This is a genomic window from Streptomyces sp. H27-H1 (genome assembly GCF_026627445.1).
In the GTDB taxonomy this organism is placed as follows: domain Bacteria; phylum Actinomycetota; class Actinomycetes; order Streptomycetales; family Streptomycetaceae; genus Streptomyces.
Genome location: NZ_JAPNLJ010000002.1, coordinates 17,677 through 35,790, shown reverse-complemented (window position 1 = coordinate 35,790; position 18,114 = coordinate 17,677). Strand labels below are relative to the sequence as shown.

Below are 18,114 nucleotides of genomic sequence, written 5' to 3'. Positions count from 1 at the left end.
GGTCGTCCCCCTCTTCATGAGCTCCATGAGCGCGCAAGGGAACCCCTCCACGATGTACAAACTCTTCTTCAACCTGGTCTTCAAGCGGATGGACCCGGAGCAGGCCCACTACATGGCCTTCCGCTGGATCCGCCTCGCGGCCCGCACGCCGGTGCTGCGCACCTTCGTCGCCGCCGTCCTGGCCCCCCGCCACGAGTCGCTGCGCACCGAGGCCCTCGGCCTGCGGATGCACGGCCCCTTCGGGCTCGCCGCCGGCTTCGACAAGAACGCCGTAGCCATCGACGGGATGTCGATGCTCGGCTTCGACCACATCGAGATCGGCACCGTCACCGCCGAGCCGCAGCCCGGCAACCCGAAGAAGCGGCTGTTCCGGCTGGTCCCGGACCGCGCGCTCATCAACCGCATGGGCTTCAACAACGAGGGCTCGGCGGCCGTCGCCGAGCGACTGGCCGCCCGCAACCCCGTCTTCAAGACGGTCGTCGGCGTCAACATCGGCAAGACGAAGATCGTCCCCGAGGAAGAGGCCGTAGCGGACTACGTCGCCTCCACCGAGCGCCTCGCCCGGCACGCCGACTACCTCGTCGTCAACGTCTCCTCCCCGAACACCCCGGGCCTGCGCAACCTCCAGGCCACGGAGTCGCTGCGCCCCCTGCTCACCGCCGTGCGCGAGGCGGCGGACCGCGTCGTCACCGACCGGCGGGTCCCGCTCCTCGTCAAGATCGCACCGGACCTCGCCGACGAGGACGTGGACGCGGTCGCCGACCTGGCCCTGGAGCTGGGCCTCGACGGCATCATCGCGACCAACACGACGATCGCCCGCGAGGGCCTCGGCCTGAAGTCCTCCCCGTCACTGATCAAGGAGACCGGCGGACTGTCCGGCGCCCCGGTCAAGGAGCGCTCGCTGGAGGTCCTGCGCCGGCTGTACGCCCGCGTCGGCGACCGGCTGGTCCTGGTCGGCGTCGGCGGCATCGAGAACGCCGAGGACGCCTGGCAGCGGATCCTGGCCGGCGCGAGCCTGGTCCAGGGCTACAGCGCCTTCATCTACGAGGGCCCGTACTACGCCCGCGCCATCCACAAGGGCCTCGCCGCACGCCTGGCCGCCAGCCCGTACGCGACGCTCGCCGAAGCGGTGGGCGCGGAAACCCGAAAGGCCGCCCTGTGACCCCCGTGACCCCCGTGATCCCCTTCGGTACGCGCCTGCGCGAGGCCATGGACACCCGTGGACCCCTGTGCGTCGGCATCGACCCGCACGCGGCACTGCTGGCCTCCTGGGGCCTGAACGACGACATCGCGGGCCTGGAGAAGTTCTCCCGCACCGTGGTCGAGGCGCTCGCCGACTCGGTCGCGGTCTTCAAGCCGCAGGCGGCGTTCTTCGAGCGGTTCGGCTCGCGCGGGATCGCGGTACTGGAACAGACGGTGGCCGACGCCCGTGCGGCGGGCGCGCTGGTCGTCATGGACGCGAAGCGGGGTGACATCGGCTCGACGATGGCCGCGTACGCGGAGACCTTCCTGTCGCCCTCCTCGCCGCTCTTCTCCGACGCGCTGACCGTCTCCCCGTACCTGGGCTACGGCTCGCTCGCCCCCGCGGTGGAGCTGGCCCGGGAGTCCGGAGCGGGGCTGTTCGTGCTGGCCCTGACCTCGAACCCGGAGGGTGCGGAGGTCCAGCGGGCGGTGCGGTCGGACGGCCGGACCATCGGCGCGACCATGCTGGCGCATCTGGCGGCGGAGAACGCGGGGGCCTCCCCGATGGGCTCCTTCGGAGCGGTCGTCGGGGCGACCCTCGGGGACCTGTCCTCCTTCGACCTGGACATCAACGGACCGCTGCTGGCCCCCGGCATCGGCGCGCAGGGCGCGACGGCGGCGGACCTCCCGGCCGTCTTCGGCGCAGCCGTCCGAAATGTCGTTCCGAACGTATCCCGGGGCGTCCTGAAGCACGGCCCGGACGCGGCGGCCCTCCGCGCCTCGGCGCACGCCTTCGCGGAGGAAATCCGCACGGCCGTAGCGGCGTAGCCCGCCCCGTCACACCTGCCTGCGGAGCCGCTCCCGGGGGCCGGCCCCCGGACCCCCGCGCCTCAAACGCCGGAGGGGCCGAAGGGTCGTCTCAAACGCCGGCGGGGCTGGATTTTCCCGCGGAACGGGCGAACCCGGGGGTACCCCCGGACTCCGTCCGGGGGAGAGTAGGGGACAGGCCCCGCGCAGCGGGAGCAGGGCGTACGCCCCGGAGGGTCGGGGCTTCGGACCCGTGTCCCGGGGCGGACCGCGGGGCGATCATGGGGTGGGGGTTACGCCCCCTACCCGCAGGAGCGCCCCGCGTGCCCCCAGTACGGACCACCGCCACCATCCGCCGCATCGCCCCGGCAGGGGCCTACCACCACCTGGTCCTCGATGCCCCCGGCGTCACGGGCGTGCGCCCCGGCCCCTTCGGTGCCCTCGCCATCGGAGGCCGGGTCTCCGCGACGCTCCTGCGCCGCGCCTTCTCCATGCTCAAGGCCGTCACGGAGATCGCCACCGCCGCCGGAGCGGCCAGCCACACCGCCGTCGAAGAGGCCATGGCCTGCGGAATCGGGATCTGCATGAGCTGCGTCCTGCCCGTCACCGGCGCCGACGGCGTCACCCGGTTCCTTCGCTCCTGCACATCCGGGCCGGTTTTCGACGGCGCCACCGTCCGCTGGGACGACGCCGGAACCCTGCCCGCCGATCTGGAAGACGCGGCCGCGATGACCCCGAAGGCGAGCGGGCGGTGAGCCCCCTGAGCTCCCTCCGGCACCCCCTGGATCCCGAGGACGTGGACATGTCCGCCCCTTTCGGTGCCCACGTGACCCTCCCCAATCCGGTCTCCACCGCCTCCGGCTGCGCCGGCTACGGCCGCGAGCCGCACCGCTTCACCCCCTGAACGAGCTCGGCGCCATCGACACCAAGACCGTGATGCCCGACCCCGCGCTGCCCGTCTACGCCAAGCTGAGCCCCGATGTGACGCGTATCACCGACCTCGCGGCCGCCTGTACGGAGGCGGGCGCCGAAGGGCTCTCGATGATCAATACCGTCCTGGGGATGGCCATCGACACCGACACCATGCGCCCGGCCCCGGCCGGGGTCACCGGCCCGTCGCCGTCCGCTGCGTCCACCAGGTGTACGGGGCGATGCCGGCCGGCGCCGTCGGGCGGGTTCCCATCCTGGGGATGGGCGGGATCGCCTCCGGCCGGGACGCGCTCGAATTCGTCCTCGCCGGCGCTTCGGGCGTGGCGGTCGGTACCGCCCTGTTCAACGATCCGTCCGCGCCCCTGGGGATCCGCGACGACCTGCGGGCGGCACTCGCCGTACATGGGATCGGGGCGTTCGAGGACGCCATCGGCAGGGCTCATCGCACTGTCTGACGAAATTCGAACGTCTTCCACCGGACAAAACCGGGGTGGTTTGTCCGTGATGTACGGTTCGGTGGAGGCTGACCAGGACTTTTCGTCCGTTCTCGCTGACTGGAGCGGTCATGGCCGCTAGTCTCCGAGCAGAGTGAACGAGCAGCGATCGAGCACCACCGCTGTTCGGGAACTCGCCTGGTGTGATGCCTTCCGGCATTTCACTGGCCCGTATCCGACAGTTCGACATCCGAGGTGACGTAGGCGTGGCTCTTCCGCCCCTTACCCCTGAACAGCGCGCAGCAGCGCTCGAAAAGGCCGCCGCGGCTCGCCGGGAGCGGGCCGAGGTGAAGAATCGACTCAAGCACTCCGGCGCCTCCCTGCATGACGTCATCAAGCTGGGTCAGGAGAACGACGTCATCGGCAAGATGAAGGTGTCCGCTCTCCTGGAGTCCCTGCCTGGCGTCGGCAAGGTGCGCGCCAAGCAGCTCATGGAGCGCCTCGGCATCTCCGAGTCCAGGCGTGTCCGAGGTCTCGGTTCCAACCAGATCGCCTCTCTGGAGCGCGAGTTCGGCGGTAACGCCCCCTAAGGCGTCGTCCGAAGTCCTCCCGGCGTTCTCAGGCAGTCCCGAGAAGCTGGATAATCGCTCTATGGCAGCAGAGGTTCGTCCGCGGCTGACCGTGCTCTCCGGCCCCTCGGGGGTCGGCAAGAGCACGGTCGTCGCGCATATGCGCAAGGTCCACCCCGAGGTCTGGCTCTCGGTGTCGGCCACCACCCGCAAGCCGCGGCCCGGTGAGCGACACGGAGTCCACTACTTCTTCGTCAACGACGACGAGTTCGACAAGCTGATCGCCAATGGCGAGCTGCTGGAGTGGGCCGAGTTCGCGGGCAACCGCTACGGCACACCGCGCGGCGCAGTGCTGGAACGCCTGGAAAACGGCGAGCCGGTCCTGCTGGAGATCGACCTCCAGGGCGCACGGCTCGTACGCGAGTCCATGTCCGAGGCACAGCTGATCTTCCTGGCGCCTCCAAGCTGGGACGAGCTGGTCCGCCGGCTCACCGGCCGGGGCACCGAATCCGCGGAGGTCGTCGAGCGCAGGCTCGGCGCCGCGAAGATCGAACTGGCTGCCGAATCCGAGTTCGACACCACCCTAGTCAACACCTCGGTCGAGGACGTGGCGCGCGAGCTGCTAGCCTTGATGAATGTCGTCTGATTGTTGACCGGTGTTCAGCCGGTCCCGACGGTCTGAATCCGACAAATTTTAGGTCTTACCCCATCTTCGGAAGGTAGAGCGTGTCCTCTTCCATTACTGCGCCCGAGGGCATCATCAACCCGCCGATCGACGAGCTGCTTGAGGCCACGGACTCGAAGTACAGCCTCGTGATCTACGCGGCCAAGCGGGCGCGTCAGATCAACGCGTACTACTCGCAGCTCGGTGAGGGCCTGCTTGAGTACGTCGGCCCGCTGGTGGACACCCACGTCCACGAGAAGCCGCTTTCGATCGCGCTGCGCGAGATCAACGCGGGTCTGCTGACCTCCGAGGCCATCGAGGCCCCGGCTCAGTAAGGCACGAGTTTCCTTTCACCACAGGCCCGGCAGAACATCTGCCGGGCCTGTGGTGTGTCATAGAGGTGTCGTCGCAGTCAGCCGAAGGGGCGTGTGTGGTGGGTAAGCCGAAGGTCGTGCTCGGAGTCAGTGGCGGCATCGCCGCCTACAAGGCGTGCGAGCTGCTGCGCCGGCTGACCGAGTCCGGGCACGACGTACGGGTGGTGCCGACGGCGGCGTCGCTGAACTTCGTCGGGGAGGCCACCTGGGCGGCCCTCTCCGGGAACCCGGCCTCCACCGAGGTCTGGGAGAGCGTCCACGAGGTGCCGCACGTGCGCATCGGACAGTCCGCCGACCTCGTCGTCGTCGCCCCGGCCACCGCCGACATGCTCGCCAAGGCCGCCCACGGGCTGGCCGACGACCTGCTCACCAACACCCTGCTCACCGCACGCTGCCCCGTGGTGTTCGCACCCGCGATGCACACCGAGATGTGGGAGCACCCGGCCACCCGGGAGAACGTGGCCACGCTGCGCCGGCGCGGCGCCGTCGTCATCGAGCCGGCCGTCGGCCGGCTCACCGGCAAGGACACCGGCAAGGGGCGGCTGCCCGACCCCGAGGAGATCTTCGAGGTGTGCGCACGGGTGCTGGCCCGCGGGGTGGCCGAGCCCGACCTCACCGGACGGCACGTGGTGATCAGCGCCGGCGGTACGCGCGAACCGCTGGACCCGGTCCGCTTCCTCGGCAACCGCTCCTCCGGCAAGCAGGGCTACGCCCTAGCCCGCACCGCCGTCGCCCGCGGGGCCCGGGTCACCCTGGTCTCCGCCAACACCGCGCTCGCCGACCCGGCCGGGGTGGACCTCGTACGGGTCGGGACGGCCCTGCAGCTGCGCGAGGCCGTGCTCAAGGCCGCCGCCGACGCCGACGCCGTGGTGATGGCCGCGGCCGTGGCCGACTTCCGGCCGGCCGAATACGCCGGCGGGAAGATCAAGAAGAAGGACGGCCAGGAACCCGCGCCGGTCACCCTCGTACGTAATCCGGACATTCTCGCGGAGATTTCCGCCGACCGGGCCCGGGAGGGCCAGATCGTGGTGGGTTTCGCCGCCGAGACCGACGACGTGCTCGCCAACGGGCGGACCAAGCTCCTCCGCAAGGGATGCGACCTCCTCGTCGTCAACGAGGTCGGCGAGACGAAGACCTTTGGTTCCGAGGAGAACGAGGCGGTCATCCTGTCCTCCGACGGAAGCGAACTGGCGGTCCCCTACGGTCCGAAGGAAACGCTCGCGGACGTGATTTGGGATCAGGTGGCACCGCGCATCGGAGTGCGACGCGCCTGAGCGGAGCCTCTTTCCGCAGGCTGATCCGTGAGTAAGAATGGAGTGTTGCAGGTCACACGGCTCCCATAGGGCGAGACGGGTGGTCCAGCGCACGGTGGCGACCGATAAACTGCATCCGGAACGTGATCGGGCGCAGCCTCCGATGTGGTTCCGCCAATATTTCAGCCAGCAGCCGCTGCAACCCCAGGGAGCGTTGTGTCCCGTCGCCTTTTCACCTCGGAGTCTGTGACCGAGGGTCACCCCGACAAGATCGCTGACCAGATCAGCGACACCATCCTCGACGCGCTCCTCACCGAGGACCCGACCTCGCGCGTCGCCGTGGAGACCCTCATCACCACCGGTCTCGTCCACATCGCGGGAGAGGTGACGACGAAGGCGTACGCGCCGATCGCGCAGCTCGTCCGCGACAAGATCCTCGAGATCGGCTACGACTCCTCGAAGAAGGGCTTCGACGGCGCCTCCTGCGGCGTGTCGGTGTCCATCGGCGCGCAGTCCCCGGACATCGCGCAGGGCGTCGACACCGCGTACGAGAAGCGCGTCGAGGGCGACGAGGACGAGCTCGACAAGCAGGGTGCCGGCGACCAGGGCCTGATGTTCGGGTACGCCTGCGACGAGACCCCCGAGCTCATGCCGCTCCCCATCCACATCGCGCACCGCCTCTCCAAGCGGCTGTCCGAGGTGCGCAAGAACGGGACCATCCCCTACCTGCGCCCCGACGGCAAGACCCAGGTCACCATCGAGTACGACGGCGACAAGGCCGTCCGCCTCGACACGGTCGTCGTGTCCTCGCAGCACGCGGCGGACATCGACCTGGACTCGCTGCTCGCTCCCGACATCCGCGAGTTCGTCGTGGAGCACGTGCTGAACCAGCTCGTCGAGGACGGCATCAAGCTCGACACCGAGGGCTACCGCCTGCTGGTCAACCCGACCGGCCGCTTCGAGATCGGCGGCCCGATGGGCGACGCCGGCCTGACCGGCCGCAAGATCATCATCGACACCTACGGCGGCATGGCCCGTCACGGTGGCGGCGCCTTCTCCGGCAAGGACCCGTCCAAGGTCGACCGCTCCGCCGCGTACGCCATGCGCTGGGTCGCCAAGAACGTCGTGGCCGCCGGCCTGGCCTCGCGCTGCGAGGTCCAGGTCGCCTACGCGATCGGCAAGGCCGAGCCCGTCGGCCTGTTCGTCGAGACCTTCGGCACGCACAAGGTGGACGTGCAGAAGATCGAGGACGCCATCGGCCAGGTCTTCGACCTGCGTCCGGCCGCGATCATCCGCGACCTCGACCTGCTGCGCCCGATCTACGCCCAGACCGCCGCCTACGGCCACTTCGGCCGCGAGCTGCCGGACTTCACCTGGGAGCGCACCGACCGCGTGGACGCCCTGCGCACCGCCGCAGGCCTGTAGTACCCGTAGCACCCGCTGGACGGACGGCCCCGGACCCCTGTGGTCCGGGGCCGTCCGCACGTGCGGCCGAGTCCGCCGTTGTCGGTGGGGTTTGGTAAGAATGCGGGTGTGAGCAGCACCAATGACGCGGGGGAGCGGAGCGGACCGGGCGGTCCGCCGGAGCAGCTCGCGCTGATGCGGGAGATGGTCGCCGAGGCGAAGGCCAAGGCGCCCAAAGCCAAACCGCGGACCTGGCGCGGGGCCTCCGTCGCCGGAGAACTGCCCGTCGCCCGGGTCCTCGTGAACAAGGGCGTGCTCCACCTCGACCGGCTCTTCGACTACGCGGTTCCCGCCGAGCTCTCCGAGTCCGCCCAGCCCGGCGTCCGCGTCCGGGTCCGCTTCGGCGCGGGCTCCCACCGCGTCCATGGCGGCCGCCGCGAGGGCGGCGGGCTCATCGACGGCTTCGTCATCGAACGCCGCGCCGAATCCGACTACAACGGCGCGCTCGCGGCCCTCGCCCAGGTCGTCTCGCCCGAGATCGTGCTCGGCCCCCGCACGCTCGCCCTCGCCCGCGCCGTCGCCGATCGGTACGCCGGCAGCCTCGCCGACGTGCTGCAGCTCGCGCTCCCCGCGCGCAGCGCCCGCGCCGAGTCCAAGCCGTCCCCCGAACCACTGCCCCCGCCCGCCGCGCCCGAGCCCGCCGGCTGGGAGCGGTACGGAGCAGGCCCCGCCTTCCTGCGGGCCCTCGCGGGCGGCGGTACCCCGCGCGCCGTGTGGACCGCCCTGCCCGGCCCCGGCTGGGCCGACGAACTGGCCCGCGCCATGGCCGCCACCCTCGCCTCCGGACGCGGCGCCCTCGCCGTGGTCCCCGACGGGCGCACCGCCTCGCGTGTCGACTCGGCGCTCACCGCCCTGCTCGGCGAGGGGCGGCACGCGCTGCTGACCGCCGAGTCGGGGCCGGAGAAGCGCTACCGCCAGTGGCTGGCCGTCAGCCGGGGCTCGGTGCGGGCCGTGGTCGGCACCCGGGCCTCGATGTTCGCTCCCGTACGGGACCTCGGGCTCGTCGCCGTCTGGGACGACGGCGACTCCAGCCACAGCGACGTCCACGCCCCCTTCCCGCACGTGCGGGAAGTGCTGGAACTGCGCGCGGTCACCGACGGCTGTGCCTTCCTGGTGGGCAGCACCAGCTGCACGGTGGAGGCCGCGCAGCTCGTCGAGTCCGGCTGGGCCCGGCCGCTGGTCGCCGACCGCGAGACGGTACGGACGTACGCGCCCCGGATCCGGACCGTCGGCGACGAGCTGCTTGCCCGGGACGGGGCCGCGCGGGCCGCCCGACTGCCGAGCCTCGCGTGGGAGACCGTACGGGAGGGGCTGAAGACCGGACCCGTGCTCGTACAGGTGCCCCGGCGCGGCTACGTGCCCCGGCTGGCGTGCGAACGGTGCCGGACGCCCGCACGGTGCACGGTCTGCGCGGGACCGCTGGAGGCCCCCGACGAGCGGGACCTGCACTGCGGATGGTGCGGGCGGGCCGAGACGGCCTGGCATTGCGAGGAGTGCGGCTCGTTCCGGCTACGGGCCCAGGTGGTGGGCGCCCGGCGGACCGCCGAGGAGCTGGGACGGGCCTTCCCGGCCGTACCCGTACGGACTTCCGGGCGCGACCACGTCCTGGACGAGGTGCCGGACCAGCCCGCGCTGGTGGTGTCCACACCGGGCGCCGAGCCGGTCGCGGCGGGCGCCGGGTACGCGGCGGCGCTGCTGCTGGACGGCTGGGCCATGCTGAGCCGGCCCGACCTGCGGGCGAGCGAGGACGCGCTGCGGCGCTGGATCGCGGCGGCCTCACTGGTACGGGGCGACGGGCAGGTGGTGGTCGTCGCCGAGCCCACGCTGCGGCCGGTCCAGGCGCTGGTGCGGTGGGATCCCGTCGGGCACGCGGTGCGGGAGCTCGCGGAGCGAGCGCAACTGGGGTTCCCGCCGGTCTCCCGGATGGCGGCGGTCGCGGGGCGCGGAGAGGCCGTCGAGGCCTTCCTGGCGGGTGCGGGGCTGCCGGCGGACGCGGAGATCCTGGGGCCTGTGCCCTTGCCGGGACGGCGGGGGGAACCTTCGCCGGGGGACCGGGCGCTGGTCCGGGTGCCGCCGGGCAGCGGGGCCGCGCTGGCGGCCGCGCTGAAGGCCGCGCAGGCGGCGCGGATGGCCCGGGGGGCCCCGGTCGAGGAGGCGGTCCGGATCCGGATCGACCCGCTGGACATCGGCTGACGGGACGCGGAGGCGGCCGCGGGGCTGTCCCCTGCGGCTCCTGTGGGGCGGCCGTCGACGGTCACGGCACAGGCACGGCCCGGCCGGCTGGTGCCGGACGGGCCGTGGGGGTGGTGCGAGGGCCGTCGGGGGTCGGCGTCCCGGCGGCCGGCGGGTCAGCCGTTGCGCGGTCCGGGGAAGGCCGCGGGACGGGCCCCGGCCGCCACAGGGGCGAGGGAGTCCTCGCGCACCGGCTGCGGCTGCGGCGGCACCGAGCGCGCCGCCGGGACGGTGGGCAGCGGCCCCAGGGTCCGGGTCGTCGTCGTGCCCTCCGTCAGCGGCTCCCGCTCGACGGACTCGGCGCTCTGCGCCCGCCGGGCACCGTAGCGCCGGTGGACGGCCTGCTTGGTGACGCCGAGGGCCGAGCCGACCGCGTCCCACGAGAAGCCGAGCGAGCGGTCGAAGTCCACCGCGGCGGTGACCAGGGTCTCGACGCTGTCCCGCAGCTCCTGCGCGAGGCGGACGGTGGGCGCGGGCGCGCGGCCGTAGACGACGAAGCCCGTGGAGGGGCCCGAGCGGCGCGGGCGGTAGACGTTGCCGAGCTGGGCGGTGAGCGTACGCAGAGCATCCACCTGCCGGCGAACCCGCTCGATGTCCCGCACCAGGAGATGCAGGCTGGCCCGTGCTTGGGCGTCGTGGGTGGCGTGGTCGGCCATGAAGAAGCCTCTCGAACCGGTGCTGAAGAGCGGATAGGGCCGCAGACACCGATCTGTTTCGCGGCCCGTTTCGGTCAATCTCGCTTGACCAACGCGCTACCCGGCGGCCAGGTCACGCTATGGGGGCGTGTCGGCATATGCGAGGAGCGCGCGTGTGTGCGTACGCCCCCTCGGGCGGGCGCCGCAGCGCAAGTGGGACGGTGAGCGGGCAGCCCCATAGACTGGTGTGCTGCTGACAGCCGAGATAGCGAGGTAGACCCCAGTGAAGCTCGTCTTCGCAGGCACCCCCGAGGTCGCCGTGCCCGCCCTGGACGCTCTGATCGCCTCCGGGCGCCACGAGGTCGCCGCCGTGATCACCCGGCCCGACGCCCCGGCCGGCCGGGGCCGCCGCCTCGTCGCCAGCCCCGTCGCCGAACGCGCCGAGGAAGCCGGCATCGAGGTCCTCAAGCCCGCCCGCCCGCGCGACCCGGACTTCCAGGCCCGACTGCGCGAGATCGGCCCCGACTGCTGCCCGGTGGTCGCCTACGGCGCGCTGATTCCCAAGAGCGCCCTGGACATCCCCGAGCACGGCTGGGTCAACCTGCACTTCTCGCTGCTGCCCGCGTGGCGCGGTGCCGCGCCCGTGCAGCAGTCGATCATGGCGGGGGACCAGCTCACCGGTGCCTCCACCTTCCGGATCGAGGAGGGGCTCGACACCGGCCCGGTCTTCGGGATCCTCACCGAGGAGATCCGGCCCACCGATACCAGCGGCGACCTGCTGACCCGCCTCGCCTTCGCCGGCTCCGGACTGCTGGTCGCCACGATGGACGGCATCGAGAACGGCACCCTGCGCGCGGTGGAGCAGCCCACCGACGGGATCTCGCTGGCGCCGAAGATCACCGTCGAGGACGCCCGGGTCGACTGGTCGGCGCCCGCGATGCGCGCCGACCGCCTGGTGCGCGGCTGCACTCCGGCACCGGGCGCCTGGACGCTCTTCCGGGGCGAGCGGCTCAAGCTGGTCTCGGTCGGCCTGGTCACCGACCGGACCGACCTGACGCCCGGCGACCTGAGCGTGGCCAAGAACAACGTCTACGTCGGAACCGGCTCGCACGCCGTGGAGCTGCTCTGGGTGCAGCCGCAGGGCAAGAAGCCCATGAAGGCCGCCGACTGGGCGCGCGGGGTGCGGATCGCTCCTGGCGAGCGTCTGGGCGGGGTCGACGTAGGCTGATTTTCGTAGTTTCCCTACGGTCGCCGTCGTTCGCCGTCGTTCCTCGACGTTCGCCGGTCGTATCCCGTAGTTCCGTTTCTCCTTCGCGCTTCTGTCCTTTTCTGTTTCTCGTCGTTCTTCCCGTAACCCCGGAGTACCTTTCACGTGAGCGAGCAGCCTCGTAGCAAGCCGGCCAAGTCGGCCAAGTCGGCCAAGCCGCACCGCAGGCCCAAGAAGGACCCCGTCCGGATGCTGGCCTTCGAGGTACTGCGGGCGGTGGACGAGCGCGACGCCTACGCGAACCTCGTGCTGCCGCCGCTGCTGAAGAAGGCCCGCAAGGACGAGACCTTCCAGGCGCGGGACGCGGCGCTTGCCACCGAGCTCGTGTACGGGACCCTGCGCCGCCAAGGCACGTACGACGCGGTCATCAAGGCCTGCATCGACCGGCCGCTGCGCGAGGTCGACCCGCCGGTGCTCGACGTGCTCGCGCTCGGCGCGCACCAGCTGCTCGGGACCCGGATCCCCACCCACGCGGCGGTGTCCGCGAGCGTGGAGCTGGCCCGGGTGGTGCTCGGGGACGGGCGGGCGAAGTTCGTCAACGCGGTCCTGCGCAAGATCTCCGCGCACGATCTGGAGGGGTGGCTCGAGAAGGTCGCTCCGCCGTACGAGGACGACGCCGAGGAACACCTCGCGGTCTACCACTCGCACCCCAGGTGGGTCGTCAGCGCCCTGTGGGACTCGCTGGGCGGCGGCCGCGCCGGCATCGAGGACCTGCTGGAGGCCGACAACGAACGGCCCGAGGTCACACTGGTGGCGCGCCCCGGGCGGTCCACGGCGGAAGAGCTGCTGGAGGCGGTGGGCGAGGACTCGGCGCTGCCGGGACGCTGGTCCCCGTACGCGGTCAGGATGGCCGAGGGCGGCGAACCGGGCGCGCTGGAAGCGGTGCGCGAGGGCCGAGCCGGAGTCCAGGACGAAGGCAGCCAGCTGGTGGCGATGGCCATGGCGGCCGTCCCGGTCGAGGGCCGCGACGAGCGCTGGCTGGACGGCTGCGCGGGGCCCGGCGGCAAGGCGGCCCTGCTCGCGGCGTTCGCCGCCCAGCGCGGAGCGTTCCTGCTCGCCTCCGAGAAGCAGCCGCACCGGGCACGCCTGGTCGAGCGGGCGCTCGCCGGCAACCCCGGCCCCTACCAGGTCATCACGGCCGACGGAACGCGCCCGCCGTGGCTGCCGGGTTCGTTCGACCGCGTCCTGATGGACGTGCCCTGCTCCGGCCTGGGCGCGCTGCGCAGGCGCCCGGAGGCGCGCTGGCGCCGCCGGCCGGAGGACCTGGAGAGCTTCGCGCCGCTCCAGCGCGGCCTGCTGCGCGAGGCGCTGTCGGCCGTCCGGGTGGGCGGCGTCGTGGGCTACGCGACGTGCTCCCCGCACCTGGCGGAGACCCGGGTGGTCGTGGAGGACGTACTGAAGGGCCGGGGCGCCGGCGCTTCCCCGATCGCGGCGGAACTGATCGACGCGCGACCGTACATGCAGGAAGTCCCGGCGCTGGGCGACGGCCCGGACGTACAGCTGTGGCCGCACCTGCACGGCACGGACGCGATGTACCTGGCGCTGATCCGGCGGACCGGGTAGATGCAGAGGTAGTAAGCAGTAAGCAGTAAGCAGGGGAGGGTGGCGGGGTGTCTGGCGTCCCGCCACCCGGGTCCCGTGCCCGCGGCGCCGACCCGACCGGGTGTGAGGTCGGCGCCGTCGAGGGCTTACCGCATCACGCGACGGCGGTTCCCTCGAGCTCGACCAGCTGGCCGGGGATCGCCAGCCGCGTCACCCCGAGCATCGTGGTGGTCGGAGCCACCCCGGCGGCGCCCAACCGCGCCGCCAGTACGCCGTAGTGCTGGAAGAGCAGGTCGACGTCGGTCGTGTAGACGTTGAGCCGGACCAGGTCGGCCAAAGACATGCCGGCCTCGCGGAGCACGGCTTCCACGTTGTCGGTGCTCAGCGCCAACTGCGCCGCCATGTCACCGTCATGCTCGGGCTTGCCGTCGCTGCTCATCGCGGTCTGCCCCGAGATGTACAGGGTCCGGGTGTGCCCGGAGACGAGCTCACCCTGGTTGAAGCCCATCTCCGCCGCCCAGGTCACCGGGTTGATAGCGGTTCGTTCCATTGCCACGTTGTCATCTGCCGCATTGCCATCTGTCGCGTTGTCAGCTGTCACGTCGTTGTCTGCCACGTCGTCATCTCCATTCGGTTGTCGACGAGCCTCGCAACGAATCACGACACCTTTAGTCGTGTATTCCGATAAAGTTCTCGGATGCGCGCCGACCGGTTGGTCTCGCTGGTGCTGCTGTTGCGTCAGCGCGGTCGGCTGTCCGCGGACACGCTGGCCCGCGAGCTGGAGGTATCCACCCGCACCGTGCTGCGCGACATCGAGGCGCTGTCCGCGGCCGGGGTCCCGGTCTACGCCGAACGCGGCCGGCACGGCGGTTTCGCGCTGGCGCCCGGATTCCGGACCGAGCTCACCGGCCTGAACCACGACGAAGCCCTCGCCTTGCTGGCTGCCGGATCGGGGCGCGGCGAGCAGGTGTTCGGCCTCGGCTCGGCGCTCGCTTCGGCCATGCGGAAGGTGGTCGACGCGCTCCCCGAAGGCCACCCGGTCACCGTGAGCGACGCGGCCCAGCGTTTTCTCGTCGACCCGCAGACCGACCTGCTCTCACGCCGACTCGTAGCCGAGGAGGTGTCCGGCACCGCGATGGTCGAGGTCAGGCGCGCGGTGCTCGCCGGACACAAGCTGCGCATCCATTACGCGGCCACGGACCAGCCGCCGCAGTGGCGCACGGTGGACCCGATCGGCCTGGTCACCGTACGAGACCGGGGATATCTGCTGGCCACGCGAGCCGGTGCGGACCGCACCTACCGGCTGTCGCGGGTGCTGGCCGCCGAGGAACTCCCCGAAGCGGCGCAACGACCGAACCGGGTCGATCTGGACCGGATCTGGCGGGAGCGCTCCGCGCAGTTCCTCTCCGGCGGCGACCACGTCACCGTGCTGGTACGGGTCAACCCGGCGCGGCGGGAGGACCTGCTCGACTCCGCTCTGGCGGTGCGCGCAGAGGAACCCGGCCCGGACGGCTGGCTCCGGCTGGAGGTGACCTTCCAGGATTCACGACACGCGGAATGGGCCCTGTGGCAGCTCGGCACGGAAGCGGAAGCCCTGACCCCGCAGTCACTGCGCGGCGCGCTGCACGAGCGGGCTGCGGCGGTTGCCGCGCGGTATGGGGGGTTGGGTGGGTGAGGGGCGGGTGGGGATGGGCGGCTTGTGCTGCGGGCTGGTCGGGGCTGCGTGGGTGCCGGTGGGCGTCCCGGCAGTCGAGTGTCCTTCCGTGCCGGGCCGGCCCGTCAAGGGCGCTCCCTGCGGTCGCGTCGCTTCGCGATGGCCTTCGGCCACCCTTGACGGGCCGTCCCACCACGGAACAACACAAGACTCCCGGGATCCCCCCGGGGAATGGCCGGGGGGAGGAGTGGGGAGGGGCGGGCGGACTGGAGGAGTCAACGGCCCCCTCCGCTGGTCAGCCGGACCACGGACGGCCGGGACCGCCCTGTCGGACGGAATGGTTGCGCGGGGCGGTCAGGGCATCCAGGGACGGGCGGACATCCACTCTCCCCGCGCCTTCGACCGCCAACACGCGTGCGAGGACGACCACAAGGGCTTCAGGGTCGGTGGGCGCAACAGATCGCTACACACTCCCACTCGGCTTAGCGGCTGGCAGCCGTCTGTGGCTGGGCGCGAACGGGCCGTGAGGGTCTTCCTCGTGGCGCGGCCAGGTTCCTCGTGGGGCTAATCCCGTGCGTGATGGACTGTGGCTGAGGGGGCTGAGACGGTGGTGGTCTAGGTGATGGTGATGGTGGTGGTTGAGGTGATGGTGGCCGAGGTGATGGCCGAGCTGGCCGCGTTGGAAGATCCGAAGGCTCGGGCGGTGAACGAGAAGCACGGTGACGATCACGGTGTGAATCTCGGCAAGCTGCGCGCGCTCGCGAAGCGGTTGAAGACACAACAGGAACTTGCTTGCCGGCTTTGGGAGACGGGTGACACCGCCGCGAGGCTGCTGGCGATCCTGGTCTGTCGCCCGAAGGCCTTCGGGCGGGACGAGTTGGACGCGATGTTGCGCGAGGGGCGTAGGCCCAAGGTGCACGACTGGCTCGTGAACTACGTGGTGAAGAAGAGCCCGCACGCCGAAGAGTTGCGTCTCGTATGGTTCGCCGATCCTGATCCCGTGGTCGCGAGTGCCGGGTGGGCGCTGACGACCGAGCGGGTGGCGAAGAAGTCCGATGGTCTCGACCTCGCAGGACTGCTCGACGTCATCGAGGCGGAGATGAAAGACGCTCCGGACCGCCTGCAGTGGGCGATGAACCATTGCCTCGCCCAGATCGGAATCGAGCACGCGGAGCACCGTGCCCGTGCACTCGCCATCGGCGAGCGCTTGGGGGTCCTCAAGGACTATCCGACACCCCCCGGCTGCACGTCTCCGTACGCGCCCGTCTGGATCAACGAGCTCGTGCGCCGTAAGAACGACAAGACGGCGGATTGACGACCGGCAGACCGTAAAGCAGTGGACAGCCTCAATGCGCTGGGTGACCATCTCCGCGATGAACAACGAACTTCCCAAACGCGTCCGCTTCGTCAAGCTCAACGCAAAGGCGCTGCGGGCGCTTGCCGACGGTGATCTCGCCGGCGGCAGCGCCGAGGCCGGGATATCCCTGGACGAATACTTCGTATCCGACCGTGCCCGCTGGATCTTCGCCTACCGAGCCGACCAACTCACCAAAGACCCGTCCGCCGCGCCCTGGACCACCCGGGCCGCAGTGTCCGAGCCGGACGGAACGGTCATCGGCGACGCCGGCTTCCACGGACCGCCGGACGAGGCAGGCGTGGTCGAGATCGGCTACAGCGTCGTGTCCAGCTATCGCCGCCAGGGCTACGCCCGCGCCATGCTGACCGAACTGCTGGCCAGAGCCACCGCCGACCCCGCTGTCAGAACCGTGCGAGCCACCATCAGATCCGACAACGCCCCCTCCCTGGCCACCATCGCGGGCTTCGACTTCACCCAAGTCGCCGAGCGACGAGACGAGAACGACGGAATCAACCTCGTCTTCGAACTCCCGGCAAACCCGTCCCAGACCAATCCCCACACCGCCCCTACCACCCCCCTCAGTCGCTAAGCCGAGTGGGAGGGCAACCGGCCGTGTGCGGCCCGTATCTCCAGCCACGGACGGTGGTCGGTCGCTAAACCGAGTGGGAGTGCGTAGCGATCTGATGCGCCCACCGACCCTGAGGTCCTTGTGATCGTCCTCGCGCGCGTGTTGGCGGTCGAAGTCGCTGAATGGGTGGGCGACCGCCCGTACCTGGATGCCCTGACCGCCCCGGGCGTCTATCCCGGCTCACGGGTCGGTCCCGTCCGTCCGTGGTCCGGCTGGCCGGCGGGAAGGGGCCCCCGGTACTCGTCAAAGTCACCCTCCCGGGTGATTCCGGCCCTCAACGCCCCGTTGGGTTCGCGCACACCCCTACCGTCGGCATATGTCAGGGACAACCCGTATCTCCGTGATGCTGCCCGTCGAGCACGCCGCCGTGCTCGGTGCGCTCACCGGTGACGTCTCCGCCTACGTGGCCGGGCTCGTCGGGCGCCGGGTTCGGCACCATCTGGTGGGGGAGCACCTGCGCCGCTATCAGCGGGAGCACGGCGGGTTCACCGCCGAGGAACTGGACGACGTACGGGCCGAGCTCGACGGGGCGGCCGGGCCGCCCGCGACGGTGGTGCTCGACTCGCGGGCGCTGACCGACTGGATCGGTGAGGACCGCAAGGTCCTCGCGCGCTTCGCGCTCTACCACTCGCTCGGTGCGGAGTTCGTGATCAGCGTCGGGGCCGTCACCGGTGCCCTCGCCGGGCTCGGGCTGGGGCTCGGGCTCGGGCTCGACCGTGCGCAGCCCGGCGCGCCCACCGCCACCGCCACTGTCACCGCCACCGCCGCGCTGCACCGGGCCCTGTCCCGGCTCGACGTCGAGCCCGTCACGGAGGCCGCGGCCTGGGCCGCCGTGGAGCTGCTCGACGCGGCGGACCTGCACGGGGACTCGTACGCCCTCAAGGCCACCGTGGTGGAGTCGGCGCTGCGCCGGCCCGTGCCCGTCATCCTGCTGACCTCCGACGTCGGCGATATGACGGCGCTGTGCGGGGACCGGGCCGGTTCGGTCCGGATGATCGGGCTCTGAGGGCAGCGCGATGTGTCGGTGAGTCGGTGAGTCGGTGTGTCGGTGACCCAGGTGACCCGGTGACCAGGTGTGCCGGTGCCCCGGCACATGCCAGAGGGGCGGGGGGCCGGTCTGCG

Annotated in this window: 17 protein-coding genes and 1 pseudogene; 16 read left to right on the top strand and 2 right to left on the bottom strand. The window is 71.4% G+C overall.

Annotation, left to right across the window (positions count from 1 at the left end; genetic code table 11):
- Positions 1–52 precede the first annotated feature (52 nt).
- The 10 genes and pseudogenes from OTB20_RS01935 (at position 53) to OTB20_RS01890 (ending at position 9,870) form a co-directional block, all read left to right on the top strand.
- Positions 53–1,162: a quinone-dependent dihydroorotate dehydrogenase gene (locus OTB20_RS01935; protein ID WP_267815078.1), complete on the top strand. Its 1,110-nt coding sequence runs from the start codon at positions 53–55 to the stop codon at positions 1,160–1,162.
- A 5-nt stretch (positions 1,163–1,167) separates the two neighbouring features.
- Positions 1,168–2,010, top strand: a complete 843-nt coding sequence (gene pyrF, locus OTB20_RS01930) for an orotidine-5'-phosphate decarboxylase (RefSeq protein ID WP_267815077.1) — start codon at positions 1,168–1,170, stop codon at positions 2,008–2,010.
- A gap of 302 nt (positions 2,011–2,312) precedes the next feature.
- Positions 2,313–2,744, top strand: coding sequence for a hypothetical protein (locus tag OTB20_RS01925; protein WP_267814748.1), 432 nt, complete (start codon positions 2,313–2,315; stop codon positions 2,742–2,744).
- 181 nt (positions 2,745–2,925) lie between these two features.
- Positions 2,926–3,374 (top strand): annotated as a pseudogene (locus OTB20_RS42365) (hypothetical protein).
- Positions 3,375–3,619: 245 nt separating this feature from the next.
- Positions 3,620–3,943: an integration host factor gene (locus tag OTB20_RS01915; RefSeq protein ID WP_267814745.1), complete on the top strand. Its 324-nt coding sequence runs from the start codon at positions 3,620–3,622 to the stop codon at positions 3,941–3,943.
- Between the two features lie 61 nt (positions 3,944–4,004).
- Positions 4,005–4,568, top strand: a complete 564-nt coding sequence (gene gmk, locus OTB20_RS01910; RefSeq protein ID WP_267814743.1) for a guanylate kinase — start codon at positions 4,005–4,007, stop codon at positions 4,566–4,568.
- An 80-nt stretch (positions 4,569–4,648) separates the two neighbouring features.
- On the top strand, positions 4,649–4,921 hold the full coding sequence (gene rpoZ, locus OTB20_RS01905; protein ID WP_004948662.1) for a DNA-directed RNA polymerase subunit omega: 273 nt from the start codon (positions 4,649–4,651) through the stop codon (positions 4,919–4,921).
- A gap of 98 nt (positions 4,922–5,019) precedes the next feature.
- Positions 5,020–6,234: a bifunctional phosphopantothenoylcysteine decarboxylase/phosphopantothenate--cysteine ligase CoaBC gene (gene coaBC, locus OTB20_RS01900; protein ID WP_267814741.1), complete on the top strand. Its 1,215-nt coding sequence runs from the start codon at positions 5,020–5,022 to the stop codon at positions 6,232–6,234.
- Positions 6,235–6,429: 195 nt separating this feature from the next.
- The gene (metK, locus tag OTB20_RS01895; RefSeq protein ID WP_267814739.1) at positions 6,430–7,638 is read left to right on the top strand and encodes a methionine adenosyltransferase; all 1,209 of its coding nucleotides are present in this window, start codon (positions 6,430–6,432) and stop codon (positions 7,636–7,638) included.
- A 108-nt stretch (positions 7,639–7,746) separates the two neighbouring features.
- Entirely contained in the window at positions 7,747–9,870 is a 2,124-nt protein-coding gene (locus OTB20_RS01890) for a primosomal protein N' (protein WP_267814738.1), read from the top strand.
- A gap of 155 nt (positions 9,871–10,025) precedes the next feature.
- Here OTB20_RS01890 and OTB20_RS01885 read toward each other — a convergent pair whose 3' ends face one another.
- On the bottom strand, positions 10,026–10,565 hold the full coding sequence (locus OTB20_RS01885; protein WP_267814737.1) for a hypothetical protein: 540 nt from the start codon (positions 10,563–10,565) through the stop codon (positions 10,026–10,028).
- A 262-nt stretch (positions 10,566–10,827) separates the two neighbouring features.
- Between OTB20_RS01885 and fmt the strand changes: the two genes are divergently transcribed.
- Both fmt and OTB20_RS01875 read left to right on the top strand, forming a co-directional pair.
- On the top strand, positions 10,828–11,772 hold the full coding sequence (fmt, locus tag OTB20_RS01880; protein ID WP_267814735.1) for a methionyl-tRNA formyltransferase: 945 nt from the start codon (positions 10,828–10,830) through the stop codon (positions 11,770–11,772).
- 144 nt (positions 11,773–11,916) lie between these two features.
- On the top strand, positions 11,917–13,374 hold the full coding sequence (locus tag OTB20_RS01875) for an RsmB/NOP family class I SAM-dependent RNA methyltransferase (RefSeq protein ID WP_267814733.1): 1,458 nt from the start codon (positions 11,917–11,919) through the stop codon (positions 13,372–13,374).
- A 133-nt stretch (positions 13,375–13,507) separates the two neighbouring features.
- Here OTB20_RS01875 and OTB20_RS01870 read toward each other — a convergent pair whose 3' ends face one another.
- A complete protein-coding gene (locus OTB20_RS01870; protein ID WP_267814732.1) occupies positions 13,508–13,903 on the bottom strand; it encodes a RidA family protein in 396 nt (131 codons plus the stop codon).
- Positions 13,904–14,050: 147 nt separating this feature from the next.
- On the opposite strand from OTB20_RS01870, the gene OTB20_RS01865 reads away from it, so the two are divergent.
- The 4 genes from OTB20_RS01865 (at position 14,051) to OTB20_RS01845 (ending at position 17,998) form a co-directional block, all read left to right on the top strand.
- Positions 14,051–15,028, top strand: coding sequence for a helix-turn-helix transcriptional regulator (locus OTB20_RS01865; RefSeq protein WP_267814731.1), 978 nt, complete (start codon positions 14,051–14,053; stop codon positions 15,026–15,028).
- A 601-nt stretch (positions 15,029–15,629) separates the two neighbouring features.
- The gene (locus tag OTB20_RS01860) at positions 15,630–16,322 is read left to right on the top strand and encodes a DNA alkylation repair protein (protein WP_267815076.1); all 693 of its coding nucleotides are present in this window, start codon (positions 15,630–15,632) and stop codon (positions 16,320–16,322) included.
- 58 nt (positions 16,323–16,380) lie between these two features.
- Positions 16,381–16,953, top strand: a complete 573-nt coding sequence (locus OTB20_RS01855) for a GNAT family N-acetyltransferase (RefSeq protein ID WP_267814729.1) — start codon at positions 16,381–16,383, stop codon at positions 16,951–16,953.
- A 355-nt stretch (positions 16,954–17,308) separates the two neighbouring features.
- Positions 17,309–17,998: a hypothetical protein gene (locus OTB20_RS01845; protein WP_324290323.1), complete on the top strand. Its 690-nt coding sequence runs from the start codon at positions 17,309–17,311 to the stop codon at positions 17,996–17,998.
- Positions 17,999–18,114 lie beyond the last annotated feature (116 nt).